General features: G+C 50.4%; 11 protein-coding genes. 10 read left to right on the forward strand and 1 reads right to left on the reverse strand.

The features are described from left to right. The 10 genes from LUQ50_RS03240 to LUQ50_RS03285 form a co-directional block, all read left to right on the forward strand. A partial coding sequence (locus LUQ50_RS03240; RefSeq protein ID WP_300036112.1) for a formylmethanofuran--tetrahydromethanopterin N-formyltransferase occupies nt 1–613 on the forward strand: 613 nt, incomplete at its 5' end. Nucleotides 614–721: 108 nt separating this feature from the next. Beyond that, a complete protein-coding gene (locus tag LUQ50_RS03245) occupies nt 722–2,824 on the forward strand; it encodes a DUF262 domain-containing protein (RefSeq protein ID WP_300036115.1) in 2,103 nt (700 codons plus the stop codon). Nucleotides 2,825–2,904: 80 nt separating this feature from the next. Further along, nucleotides 2,905–3,867: a methanogenesis marker protein 11 gene (gene mmp11, locus LUQ50_RS03250; RefSeq protein WP_300036118.1), complete on the forward strand. Its 963-nt coding sequence runs from the start codon at nt 2,905–2,907 to the stop codon at nt 3,865–3,867. Then, complete coding sequence (locus tag LUQ50_RS03255; RefSeq protein ID WP_300036121.1) at nt 3,857–4,831, forward strand: radical SAM protein; 975 nt, start codon at nt 3,857–3,859, stop codon at nt 4,829–4,831. Before mmp11 ends, LUQ50_RS03255 begins: the two co-directional genes overlap by 11 nt. Further along, nucleotides 4,831–5,982, forward strand: coding sequence for a thiamine pyrophosphate-dependent enzyme (locus LUQ50_RS03260; protein ID WP_300036124.1), 1,152 nt, complete (start codon nt 4,831–4,833; stop codon nt 5,980–5,982). The genes LUQ50_RS03255 and LUQ50_RS03260 overlap by 1 nt, the downstream gene beginning before the upstream one ends. Next, on the forward strand, nt 5,963–7,141 hold the full coding sequence (locus LUQ50_RS03265) for a homocitrate synthase family protein (RefSeq protein WP_300036127.1): 1,179 nt from the start codon (nt 5,963–5,965) through the stop codon (nt 7,139–7,141). The genes LUQ50_RS03260 and LUQ50_RS03265 overlap by 20 nt, the downstream gene beginning before the upstream one ends. Continuing rightward, entirely contained in the window at nt 7,092–8,309 is a 1,218-nt protein-coding gene (locus LUQ50_RS03270) for an aconitase/3-isopropylmalate dehydratase large subunit family protein (protein ID WP_300036130.1), read from the forward strand. Before LUQ50_RS03265 ends, LUQ50_RS03270 begins: the two co-directional genes overlap by 50 nt. Then, nucleotides 8,306–8,794, forward strand: a complete 489-nt coding sequence (locus tag LUQ50_RS03275; protein ID WP_300036133.1) for a 3-isopropylmalate dehydratase — start codon at nt 8,306–8,308, stop codon at nt 8,792–8,794. Before LUQ50_RS03270 ends, LUQ50_RS03275 begins: the two co-directional genes overlap by 4 nt. Continuing rightward, complete coding sequence (locus tag LUQ50_RS03280; protein WP_300036136.1) at nt 8,791–9,588, forward strand: hypothetical protein; 798 nt, start codon at nt 8,791–8,793, stop codon at nt 9,586–9,588. Before LUQ50_RS03275 ends, LUQ50_RS03280 begins: the two co-directional genes overlap by 4 nt. After that, nucleotides 9,585–10,571, forward strand: coding sequence for an isocitrate/isopropylmalate dehydrogenase family protein (locus LUQ50_RS03285; protein ID WP_300036139.1), 987 nt, complete (start codon nt 9,585–9,587; stop codon nt 10,569–10,571). Before LUQ50_RS03280 ends, LUQ50_RS03285 begins: the two co-directional genes overlap by 4 nt. A gap of 54 nt (nt 10,572–10,625) precedes the next feature. Here the strand turns inward: LUQ50_RS03285 and LUQ50_RS03290 are convergent, their stop codons facing one another. Continuing rightward, complete coding sequence (locus LUQ50_RS03290; RefSeq protein WP_300036142.1) at nt 10,626–12,677, reverse strand: AAA family ATPase; 2,052 nt, start codon at nt 12,675–12,677, stop codon at nt 10,626–10,628. Nucleotides 12,678–12,829 lie beyond the last annotated feature (152 nt).

Here is a 12,829-nt window from a genome sequence, read left to right on the forward strand (position 1 = left end):
AGAGTGTATCCTTACTGCAGCGACGACTTCAGTCTTTAATGGGCTTCCTGATGCTGAAGAGAAGTTTGATATCAAGATTCACTTCTTTGGTGACAAGTTCGAGTCCAAGGTTGAGATTGGCGGGCGTGCCTGCTGGAAGATCCCAATCATGGAGGGTGACTATGTCGGTGAAGAAGTCTTTGGGATGGTCAAGGGTGTCGCAGGCGGCAACTTCTTTGTCATGGGTGAGAATCAGATGGCTGCCCTCGTTGGCGCACAGGCTGCATCTGATGCAATTCTTGCCGTAAAGGGAACCATTACCAGTTTCCCGGGAGGCATTGTTGCATCCGGTTCAAAAGTTGGATCCAAAAATTACAAGTTCCCGATCCCTGCAACCACCAATGAGCAGTACTGCCCCAGTATCAGGGAGAAAGTCCCTGACACGAAAGTTCCTGAAGGGGTCAAGTCTATCTATGAACTTGTCATCAACGGAGTCGATGAGAATGCAGTCAAGCAGGCAATGGCTGCTGGTATCAAGGCTGCAGTCAAGGTTCCGGGAGTGAAGTTTATCAGCGCAGGGAACTACGAAGGAAAACTCGGACCATTCCAGTTGAAACTTCACGAGATTCTCTGAATCTTTCAATTTATCTTTTTTATCTGACTGATAATCTGTCCCTCTGATATCAGATGAGTACCGGTGATTCTATGGGATCAGAGTTCGATATCTTCTGGGGGATGTGTGATGAAGGCGGCGAAGTCTTCAGTCTGGGATCTATATAACGGCGCAAAGCAGTACGTGGTGCCGCTCTTTCAGCGGCCTTATGTCTGGTCACGAGCTCAATGGGAGCAGCTCTGGTCAGACATCACCGAACAATATGCCATGAAAACCGGCAATCCGCGGGACAAGATACCGGACAGGTTCCTTGGTTCCATTGTGGTTGTCCGGGAATACGAGAAAAACCTCGATAAATATACTATCATCGATGGTCAGCAGCGGATAACCACCATCAGTATTATTCTTGCGGTTATTCGGGCATTTGCAAAAGAGCGAACTCTTACTGAACTGTATGAGCAGATTTCCGATTTTCTGAGAAATGCCCCCCGGAGTGGAGAAGGACAGCATGTTGTCATCCCGACACGTATAGATAAAGCTGCATTATATCATATTTTTGATGAAGATTACAACTTTGAACAAGATTCCCGGATTGTAGAATGTTTTGATTTCTTCTGGCGGAAGATCGATGAATCGCATGATCTTGATATTGTGGCTCTCCAGCAGGTGATCACTGAAGATCTCTGTGTGGTGTATATTGAACTGGATCAGGGCGAGAATCCAAATCAGGTCTTTGAAGCCCTCAATTACCGGGGTGTTCCACTTGAAGAGTCAGATCTTATAAGGAATTTTTTCTTTGCGAGTCTCAAATCCCCTGAAGATGCAGAACGTCAGTACGACCTGTTCTGGAAACCTATGGAGGAGCGGTTTGGTAATCACCAGGAACTTATCTCACGGTTTCTCCGGTATTTCTGCATGAAAAGCGGCGATCCAATACGGGTCGGCGAGATCTTTGAACTTATCAGACGAAAATACCTCGGTGTTTCGCCGGTAGATATCATGCACCTTCTACAGGATATCAACCGGTACTCCGATTACTACCTCCGTCTTCTTCAGCCCGAACTGCTTCCCCTTGAAAAGGTGATCTCTGAAGAGATGAGGCAGCATCTTTCCAGGATTAAGCTCCTGGGCTCAGATGTCCCGGCTCCTTTTCTCATGAACTGCCTGGGGTGGAATGATCCAACATACCAGGCCGGAACTCACCTGAGCGATGCTGACCTCAATTTGGTCATGAAGCAGGTAGAAACCTATCTGATCAGACGCGCAGTGTGCGGGAGGCCGGAAACCGGATATGAAGAAGTCTTCTCACTTCTCTGCAGGACTGTTCATCCTGAAGAAGGATCAATTCCTGATCAAGTATCTTCATTTTTTTCCCGGCTTGAAGAACCATACCGGATGCCTGATGATGATGAGTTCGATGATCATCTCAGATTCAGCGATCTCTATCATCCTGATGGTGAGAATACCACTGCCTGGGTTGTGATGACTGCTCTCGAATCATACTTCTCAGATCAGTCTCCTTCATCTGGCCCGCTCGCCGGCCTGGACCTTTTTGATGATGGCCCGGCTGAACAGATGATCGATCATATCATGCCAGTCACTCCCACCCCATGGTGGAAGGAGCATCTGGGAAAAGAGTGGGAGACGGTTCATCAGGATTATCTGCACCGGCTTGGCAATCTCACCCTGACCATGGAGAATCCTGCTATTCTGAATGCAGATTTTGATACAAAAAAGGCATGGTATGCTCTTGATAATCACCTGCTCAATATCTCCATGAAAGGAATCAGACTCTGGCGCAAGTTTCAAATTGATCAGCGGTCCGGAGTTCTTGCTGCCTTCTGCAAAAAGATCTGGCCATATCAGTCTGATCTCTCTCCCGCCCCGGTTGTTGCTGAACTGTCGGTCCCCGGGCTCCGTTCAGGAGATATTTCCAAGACTGCAAAGCCGGTGCAGGTCATCATTCAGGGTTCGGGCCATGTCGTGAAGTACTGGTATCAGGTACTCGAAGTCACCGTTCGTGCTATTTATGAAGCAGAACCGCAAAAATTTGAACGAATCGTACGGGAATGGCCTGGATATTTTTCCGATGATCCATCCCGGTTCAAATCTGCGGTGGGACCGTACACGTTTAAGTCACGGTTTGGCAGATACCAGATTCGTGATATGTGCATGAGCATGATTCGTCTGATTGGCTGGAATGATGACTCCTGGGCTCTGGAAATCATCTGAACTTTTTTCTCCTGATACCTGGAGATAGTTTATCTACTTTGGTGCCGAAAATTCTGGCAACGAAATTTTCGGTGACAAACATGAACCCCTCCATTCCGGCAATTTCCGGAGATCTTGCATCACAAACCCGGGTAACTTCAGATGAGTGCCTGACTGATCCATATATTATTCATTATCCATGGATTGCTGCGGTTGCTTCTGAAGAAGGAGACCGGGTAGAACTCATTGAGTGTTTTGACTGCATCGGGGGTGCGATGTGGGTAAAAAAACATTATGCCAAGAGTCCGCTGGTCACCTCGGTACGAACCGTAGGTTCCATGAACCGCTACATGCTGAAGACCGGAGTTGTGGATCTCAATCTTGAGGGATCACGGTTTCCTGCCGGTATTTCTGCAGTTAAGATATCAGACTCAACGATAGCAATCTCCTACCTTGGGATGGGCGGTGGCGGGGTTGGTGCCACCATCTGCCGTGCTACCGCTGCCGGGGTAATTTCATCAACCTATGATGAATCAGGTGGTGGAAAAGTGGCAGGGTCCACTTTGGTTCTTCCCCGTCATAGTCGGGTACTGATAGGCGTGGATGATACTGATACCCCCGAGCAGGGAGCAACATGGACCCTGGTTCATAATATCGCCCAGGCTGTCGCTGGTGATCCCAAATCCACAGATCCACACCGGTATCTCTCACATACGATTGTCCAACTCTTCCCGGTACCGTTCAGAACCAAGAACTGTGTCGGGGTGGTAGCCGAGTTTGCCAGCACCAATGTTCAGGATCTCATTGATCGGTTCAGGTGTCTGCTTCAGAAGTACACGCTTTCCGAAAAGACCGGAATGGCGGTATATCTGGGTTTCTCACCTGAAGAACTTCTTCCGTTCGGTGAAAAAGTTAAGCGTGGTCAGGTGGAACCGGACGAGGCGGGCAGGTTGGAAAGTAAAAATCTTAAGATTATCATGCACGGCCGTGGTATTACCGGAGCTATTGCGGCAATACCGTATTATACCCGGTATGACGAGGCGCTGGAACTCTATGGACCGTAATCAATGGCAGAGTCTGAAAGCGCAATTGCTCGCAATAGGGACAGTGCAAGTCACTGGTGAACCTGCAGATGACTATTACAGCCGTTCAACAGCAGGTCCGGGAGCAGGAGGGCAGGGTTCTCTCTTCTTCTCGTGTGATGGTCACCGGGTTAGGCTCTCGCTTGCTGACCGCTCTCCGGTGATGGTAAAGCATTCTGGAAATGGAAGAGCTGTGCTCATGGTGAATGATGAGAAGTTCGAAGGAATGCTCGAACGTCCTGCTCTTCACTGCCCGAGACAAGCTTACATCACGATAACTCCAACCTGCATCTTTTCCTGTCGTTATTGCAATGTGCCGGTTCTGAAAGGTAAACGGAAGACGATTGAGGAGATTGAAAGCCTGGTTGAGTCGGTGTATGGGAGTATTGATGCGATCTCACTAACTTCAGGAGTGATGGAGAGCATCGAAGAGGAAGAAGCATATACGTGTGACGTTGTCTCCCGGCTCACCAGGTTTAACCTCCCGATTGGTGTCTCTATCTACCCGACGATTCATACTCCTGCCAGGTTGAAAAAGGCGGGAGTGGTTGAGGTGAAGTTCAACCTTGAAGTAGCAACTCCTGATCTGTTTACAACTATGTGTCCTGGCCTCAATTTTGGCTCCATCAGAGAGATCCTCAGAGATTCAGTGAGTCTTTTTGGGAGAGGTCATGTCTTCTCAAATCTCATACTCGGTCTTGGAGAGAGCGATATAGAGATGAAGGCATGTATCGACTCGCTCTGTAGTGATGGAGTGATTCCGATCATCAGGCCACTCAACCCGACTGCAGAACTAAAGGAGTATTCGAGGCCAGATGCGGCCAGGATAGAAAGGATATTCAGGTATTTGGGTTTTGCACTGGAGAGATCAGATCTGAACCCTGCCACAGCCCTGACCATGTGTCCGGCCTGCATGGGATGTGACATGATTCCAGGGAGAGAGTAATGACAGGCAGAGAATCCGGAGAAGATCTTTTGGTTCGTACCATCAGATCCTCTGCTGATCGGATATACGCCGTTCCAGGCTACCCGGTATCCACGCTGGTGAGTAAAACCGGTGCCCGGCTTGTTATCAACGAAAAGGTCGCCCTTGAACTCGCTATCGGTGACTCCCTAGCTGGACGTCGGGCCTGTGTGATCGTGAAACATGTAGGCATGAATGCTCTTGTAGATCCACTGGTTCATGCAACTTTTCAGGGCCTCAGTGCAGGTGTCGTGATCGTCTGCGGTGATGATCCCGCCGCAAGAAATACCATGACCGTGCAGGACTCCCGGTTCTTCGGTCCTGTTGCATCTATTCCGGTTTTCGAAGGAATTCACGAATCCTGTATCGATGATGCGTTTACTGCTTCAGAACGCCACTCACGGGTATCCCTCCTGCGGTTGACTGCTGAAGATTTGGGGTCACCGTCCATTGTCCAGGATAGCGTTTACGGAACCGGCTCCCCTGATCCTAGTCGTAGTCCGGGATCCCTTGCTGATTCCGATCTGACCATGTATGGACGTGCTGTCCGGGCAGCTGCAGAGTCTGCCCGTATCACTGCAGAAGGGTTGTCCCCGATTCCTCTCTCTGAGTTTCATCTAACGTCTTCACCGACAAGCAGGCGGGAACGAGGGAGTACCCTTGGTCTCTGTGCAGCCTGCCCATTCAGATCGCTCTTTGATCTGATGGCGAAGAAGAGCCTCTCTGCTATATGTGATACCGGGTGCAGTCTGATCGCAATGAATCCTCCGTACTCATTTGGTGTCGCCAGTTATGGAATGGGATCGGCAGTAGCCGTAGCTGCATCTGCGGGTAAGGTTGCTCTGATCGGTGATTACGCCCTGTTGCACTCAGGTCTGCAAGGTCTGATTGAGGTGTATCAGGAAGGTTTGTCACTCCTTTGCATCGTGATGGTAAACCAGTGTATGGGTATGACTGGTGGACAACCTGCCTCTGATCCCCTTCCGTACCTAATTTTTGCAGAGCCACAGGTCTGTGATGCATCAGACCTGAAATTGCTGGAACAATTACTAACCATCCCTGACCGGCCTAGAACCGTTCTGGTCTACGGCCGGTGTCCTGAGGTGATCAATCATGAAACCATGGCATGTTGAGATCTGTGATGTAACACTCCGTGATGGAGAACAGACCCCCGGGGTCTCGTTCACTCTCGAAGAAAAGCAGGATATTGCCCGCCGCCTGGATGCAATTGGTATTGAGGTGATAGAAGCGGGGTTCCCAATAGTCTCGATCCATGAGAAGGAGATCGTGCGATCGATCTCACGGATGGGCCTTGATGCGAAGATCTGCGGACTCTCCCGGGCATGCCGTGAGGATGTGGATGCCGCCCTTGATGCTGAAGTCGACATGATCGGACTCTTTGTTGCAACCTCCGACCTGCATATCAAGCACAAGTATAAAAAATCCCGTGAAGAGGTCGTGGCCAACGCCCTAGCTCAATGTGATTATGCTGTCGATCATGGACTGATTGTCAGGTTCGGTGCTGAAGATGCTTCCCGGACTGAGCTGCCGGTGCTCATTGATGTGTACAGACAGGCCGCAGAACATAAGGCTAGTTACGTAACTTATGCCGATACCACCGGACGTCTCACTCCGCTTGAGGTAGCGACCATCATTCCTGAACTCGTAGAGAAGGTACCGGTCCCGATCGCGATGCACAGTCATAACGATCTCGGGTGTGCAACTGCAAACACAATCATCGCTGCAGAACTAGGAGCCTACCAGTTACATACCACCGTGAACGGGCTTGGTGAGCGGGCAGGTAATGCACGGCTCGAAGAGGTTCTGGTAACACTCGCTCTAAAAGGAGGAATCGACCGGTATGACATGACGCAGATCCCCACTCTCTCTGCCAACATTCAGCAGTATACCGGGATTCTTATGCCCGCGACAAAACCGGTGGTAGGGGCAAATGCATTTGCCCACGAGAGTGGGATACACATCGCTGCAATTCTTGAAAATCCTGAAACCTACGAATATATTCCTCCGTCATTACTGGGGCTCGACCGGCAGTTCATTCTGGGAAAACATACTGGAAAACGGGCTCTTACTCATATCCTCACGACCTTTGGGTATCAGCTCCCTGACGATCAGATCGTACAGGTTCTTGAGGACATCAAAGAACAGAGCGAAGGAAAGTGTACGATTACCCCGCAGGTCCTGCGGAATATCATCCGGAACGTGACCGGAGAGGAGATTAACAATGGAAACTCTGTCAGAGAAGATACTCGGTGCACAGGCAGGAAATTTTAGTGACAAACGGGTTGACAAGGCCTTTTGCCACGATGGTACGGGCATCCAAGCCAAAATGATCTACGATGAGATGGGTGCTCCGGGAATTGCAAATCCTGAAACCTGCTATGTAATCTATGATCATATCTCCCCGGCTAATACCAGTCAGACTGCAGATCTACACAAAGAACTGCGTGAATTTGCATCGCGATCGGGAATGCACTTTTCAGAGATCGGTGGGGGGATCTGCCATCAGTATATGGCTGAAGGACGGATCCTGCCTGGAGAGGTGGTCATCGGAGCAGACTCACATTCCTGTACACTCGGAGCTTTCGGGGCATTGGCAACCGGAGTTGGAGCAAGTGACATGGCTGGGATCTGGGTCTCCGGGGAGACATGGTTGCGGGTTCCTGAAAGCATCGCGATCTATATCTCCGGATCACTTGCAAAAGGTGTCGAGTACAAGGATCTCGCTCTTGCCTATGTTGCAGAACTGGGGATGGACGGTGCTACCTACCATGCACTGGAATTTCTTGGTGATTCAGCATCGGAAATCCCGATGGAAGGCAGACTAACCCTGAGTAACATGGTTGTCGAGGCAGGAGCGAAGACAGGTCTCTGGTATGCAGATGACGTAACCCGGGAGTATCTGGGCAGATACGGGAAATCCAGTTCCAGGCAGGAACCTGATGATGAAGCGGTATATTCAGAAGAACTCTGGATTGATCTTCAGGGACTCGAACCCCTGCTGGCAGTACCGCACCGGGTTGATACAGTGAAACCGGTGTCAGAACTGGTGGGAACCTCTCTTGATCAGGTCTTCATTGGAACCTGCACGAATGGCAGGTATGAAGATCTGGCACGGGCAGCATCAATCCTGGATGGAAAGCAGGTTGCGGTCAGAACCGTGGTTGTTCCGGCATCTCGGGCAGATTATCTTCGGGCAGTCAACTCAGGTGTTTTGGCTACCCTGGTAGGGGCAGGTTGTGTGATCGGTCCTCCCGGATGCGGGCCGTGTCTTGGTGCCCATATGGGTGTACTCGGGGACGGCGAGGTCGGACTCTCTACTGCGAACCGGAACTTCAGAAACCGGATGGGAGTTGGGGGATCCTACTACCTCTCCTCACCATCGACAGCGGCAGCAAGTGCGATCACAGGCGAAATATCCGATCCGAGGGAGGTTCTGTGACCCTGCTTGCAGGTACCGGTCCTGCTGTCTGTATCGGTGCTGATATTGACACAGATATGGTTATCGCAGGCCGGTACCTCCGGACCAAAGACCGGGGTGTCTGGGCTGAACATGCCTTTGAAGACCTGGATCCCACCCTTGCCACCCGACTCCGCGGCTGTGTGCTGGTCACCGGCAAGAACATGGGGTGCGGATCTTCCCGGGAACAGGCAGTGATGGCATTGCGGGAAGCAGGAGTGCTTGCAGTAATTGCCCCTTCATTTGCGAGAATATTTTTCAGAAATTGCATTAACGTCGGTCTCCCGGTACTTGAATGTGAAGATCTGGCCTGTCATGACGGGGAGATGATCACGTACGACTGCACCATCGGGACGGTGAATGTAGGCGGGAACTCCTATATCTGCCGGTCACTTTCACCACGGATGCAGGAGATACTCGTTTCCGGAGGACTCGTTGAGTACTGGAAAGGGAGACTTTCCCGATGATCTTTCCGCCGCATTGCAAATGTGTCGGGTACGCTGGTAACAAACCGGTGGGTGATCAGGTCTACTTCCTTTCGCAATATCTGATTCATGAAGTTCCTGAAGGATATGAAATCCTGGGAGTGGAGGTGGGAGAAGGGATCGGGATGATGCGACCGGTGAAACAGGTAAGCCTGATCGCCCGGGCTGACGAGGTCTTCCAGTACCCGGAGCGGGTGATCCTGCATAATCGTGGTGATTTAATTCTTCGTGCTGCAGATACCGGTCGTCGCTGTGTCATCTTCACCGGAATTGATGAGCATAAGACGTTCATCTGTGATCCAGATCCTGGTGTTCTCTGCACCGTACATGTGTATGATGTGACCCCTCCACGAGCTCATCTTGCTGAAACTATCAGATCACTTGAGGCAACCGGGTTATTTGGAGAACTTGAGATAAGGTTTGAGTATCATATCCGCGACATCAGGGAGACCGGGGCTGATGTGTTTCCCTGTAGGGCTGGTGGGTTTTCCCGGACCATCGACTCGGATCCCCTTGCCGGAGGTGAGCAGGTAGCTGGTTGCATGACTGCACGACAGGTTCTTTCCGAGTGTTATGGCCATGACTTTCCAGTTATTGACGTCTGCCCTGCGAATGCGGTGGATGCTGAACCATTCATCGCCCGATGCTGCCGGGCAGAGCGTTCAGGGCTCCAGGATATCAATGGAAAGCATGGGGTGGTTGTTCACTGGGGTTCTTCTCCGAAGTATATTGCAGACGCGGTCTATGAACTGATTTACGAGAGGAAGAAACAATGAAAGTGGTAGTTGCACCAGGTGACGGGATAGGTCCTGAAGTGATAGCCCCTGCGGTAGATGTGCTCAAAATCTTCCATCCTGAATGGGATTATAAACAGGTACATCTTGGTTACGAATGTTGGAAGCGGACTGGGGACCCGCTCTCTCCGGCAACCAGGACCACCCTCAAGGAAGCGGATCTGATCCTCTTCGGAGCGATTACCACCCCCCCGGATCCTGAGTACCACAGCGTGGTGCTCACCATCAGGAAGGAACTGGATCTCTATGCCAATCTCAGACCTGTCGTAGGAAAAAATTTTGATATTCTGATAGTCAGGGAGAACACCGAGGGATTGTACTCAGGCATTGAGTGGCAGGAGAAAGACAGGGCCTGTACGCTTAGGTTGGTGACCGAATCGGGATCACGAAGGATAGCACGATTTGCGAGTTCATGTGCCAGGCGGCGGAGACGCCATCTGACTATTGGTAACAAAGCAAACATTATGAAGTCTGATGCCTTTTTCCTGCAGATCTGCCTGGAAGAAGCAGAAAAAGCCGGAGTATCAGTAGACAAGAAATACATCGATGCCCTGGTTCTCGACGTGCTTCAACATCCGGATCGCTACGATGTGATCGTCACCACCAACATTTTCGGTGATATCCTCTCTGATGCAGCCGCTTTCCTGGAAGGTGGACTTGGTATGCTGCCGAGTGCGAACATTGGAAAAGGTCATGCTTTGTTTGAGCCGGTACACGGGAGTGCTCCTGATATCGCAGGAAAGGGTGTTGCCAATCCCATCGCGGCAATCCGATGCATCTCACTGCTCCTGAAATATGTGCAGGAACGGGATCAGGCAAAACTGGTCGAAGCTGCCATCCAGAAAGTAATGGCCGCAGGGGTTAAAACTCCTGACATTGGAGGAAAAGCAGGGACAAAAGAGGTAGCTGAAGAAGTGATCAAAGAGATTATCCGGATGAGAAGTGTACTTCAAGTTGATCTCTGATTCTGTTCTATCACTGCATATGGAGGTGATGACCTCCTGATTGCAATCCTTGCCTCATACTGGGCTTAACCTGCCTGAAGTTGCTTCATTTACTTCTGCAAATAACCTGACAAACCGTTGAACAGTCTCCTCGTCAACCATGCCCGGGGCTTCACAGATACGGTCAGACAGGAGTTCGGCTACTCGCCACCGTTCGAATTGTTCACCCTGCCTCCGCTCTATTGTCTCACTGACTGCATGGAGTATTCCTGGTACTTCTCCCCGCTCGGCAGGGTCCTTGGACGGCACAGGGGTGACCACCATGTTGGGATATACTTCTTTTACACACCTGGTGTAATACTCGGGGGTGAAGAGATCTTCGATGGTGGATCCCGCGTTTCCGGTAATCTGACTGTAAAGCAGCAGGAATTTTTTCCGGATTGCAGTAATTCCAGTGAGTTGAGTCAGCACTTCTGCTGGTATGCCTGTTCCTGAGAGCAGAACTGATACCTGATTCTCATGAGAACGGATTAGGGTAGACAGGGGAAGGAGGTTTGCAGAGCCACCGGCTGGTGTGATGGTGATATCCGGGTCGAGTCCGGGTTTTCCGATCTTCTCCACCGCGTAGTTCATTGCCTGAAGAAGCCAGAGGTCCACAATATCATCAACAAGAAGTTGCCTTCCTGCCACAAAGGTGCGTGATGCAATCCGGTATGCAAGTGCTGCTTCAAGCGGGAAGAGCGAGTCATGATCTTTCGGCCACTCGGTTGCTGATACTTTCGTGGTCCCGTCAGGACTCTCATACACTGTCCTGACCCGGTCCATATGATCCAGGTCTATCATGAACGGTGAATGGGTTGAGAAGAGGATCTGATTATCCTGGGAAAGACGCTCGAAGAATTTCACCGTCCGCTGCTGAGCAGTTGCATGCAACTGCAGACCTGGTTCATCCAGGAGCAGAATGGTATCCTGGTACACATCGCCAGACTCAACCAGGAAGATCAGGTAAAAAGAAAAGAAGTATTGAAGGCCTGAACTCCGCTGTTCAAGTTCGATCTCTGAAGGATCGAGATTGTCAGATACCCAGATCCTGAAGTAATCACCGTCAATATCATACCTGAACCGGAGACGTCGCTGTTCCCACCAGTCTTCAAACCTCCTGCTCATCTGGTTTGAGGCCGTAGAGAGAAGGATTGATCGCTCATCCACCTGTCTGCGGATAAGCGGGTTTTCATCAGTTGCGTTCTTATGGGTACCGAGTTTGTCGAGAATATCAAGATCGAGATTTACATGCCTGAAGAGGCAGTTGGTTGCACGCAACCCGGGACTGTCTGGATGACTCTTCAGGGTTGCAATAAAAGTAGGGATATGGATTGCACTCTCGATCACATTGTACTGATCAAAGTATACGAACTTCGGGAGGTGATCGATGATATAGCGGTTGGCGGCCATCAGGCTTTCATAAACCTCGATCTGCCTGACCAGACCATACATTGGCTCGCACACCGGGTTGATCAGTTCCATCTGCCACTGCTCATTCCCCCGGGTCTTGATCATATTGATGAGATCAGTGATCTGCCGTTTCTGGACCTGAGCTCCGTGGGATGCAGCCTCTTTTTGTTCCTCTAGTATGGAGAGGAGTTCACCTTTGATCCTTCCCAGAACATCTCCCCGTCCTTCAGGAGCGATAAGATTTCTCATCTGCTCAATTGCCACATCGATAACATAGATGAGTTCGGTGGCTGTAACCAGATCCACTCCGATGTCTGGGTGATAAGTGATACCGTATTTACCAGTATAATGCCTGGTTACTTCTACCCCTTCCACCTCGCGGCAGAGCTCGGACAGGTTGCTGATCTCTTCCTGCTCGCGTGGAATGAGTTTGAACTTTCCTGATGCAACCGGCCAGTCCGTCCTGGTGATCTCTTCGGCATAGCGCTGCCTTGGAAACTCCTTTAGTCCGTCATAACCTTCGCCATCAGAAGGATTTAGTTTGGAAAGTGCCCGGAATATTGCGGATTTTCCTGACTCATTCTTTCCGACAAATATCGTAAGGTTGCCGACCGGGATCCAGCCGGTATCATTAATAATTTTATAGTTCTGGACCCTGAACTCGGTGAGCTGCATACGATATCTGTTATCTTATATAATATAAGGAGTTAGGATCTGATACCCGGTACAAAGGGGTTCTGGCGGTATAATCCAGGGATCAGGTTACAGGTTTTCTGATTTATTCATGTCTCTCATACATGTTAACTGGTACACCGGATGGATGCACC

Origin of the sequence: Methanospirillum sp., assembly GCF_028679455.1 — an archaeon.
Classification (GTDB): Archaea; Halobacteriota; Methanomicrobia; order Methanomicrobiales; family Methanospirillaceae; genus Methanospirillum.

Excerpts from the sequence above, each read along its gene's own strand:
- LUQ50_RS03245 (WP_300036115.1), top strand. The coding sequence starts at position 722 with ATGAAGGCGGCGAAGTCTTCAGTCTGGGATCTATATAACGGCGCAAAG.
- mmp11 (WP_300036118.1), top strand. The coding sequence starts at position 2,905 with ATGAACCCCTCCATTCCGGCAATTTCCGGAGATCTTGCATCACAAACC.
- LUQ50_RS03255 (WP_300036121.1), top strand. The coding sequence starts at position 3,857 with ATGGACCGTAATCAATGGCAGAGTCTGAAAGCGCAATTGCTCGCAATA.
- LUQ50_RS03260 (WP_300036124.1), top strand. The coding sequence starts at position 4,831 with ATGACAGGCAGAGAATCCGGAGAAGATCTTTTGGTTCGTACCATCAGA.
- LUQ50_RS03265 (WP_300036127.1), top strand. The coding sequence starts at position 5,963 with ATGAAACCATGGCATGTTGAGATCTGTGATGTAACACTCCGTGATGGA.
- LUQ50_RS03270 (WP_300036130.1), top strand. The coding sequence starts at position 7,092 with ATGGAAACTCTGTCAGAGAAGATACTCGGTGCACAGGCAGGAAATTTT.
- LUQ50_RS03280 (WP_300036136.1), top strand. The coding sequence starts at position 8,791 with ATGATCTTTCCGCCGCATTGCAAATGTGTCGGGTACGCTGGTAACAAA.
- LUQ50_RS03285 (WP_300036139.1), top strand. The coding sequence starts at position 9,585 with ATGAAAGTGGTAGTTGCACCAGGTGACGGGATAGGTCCTGAAGTGATA.
- LUQ50_RS03290 (WP_300036142.1), bottom strand. The coding sequence starts at position 12,677 with ATGCAGCTCACCGAGTTCAGGGTCCAGAACTATAAAATTATTAATGAT.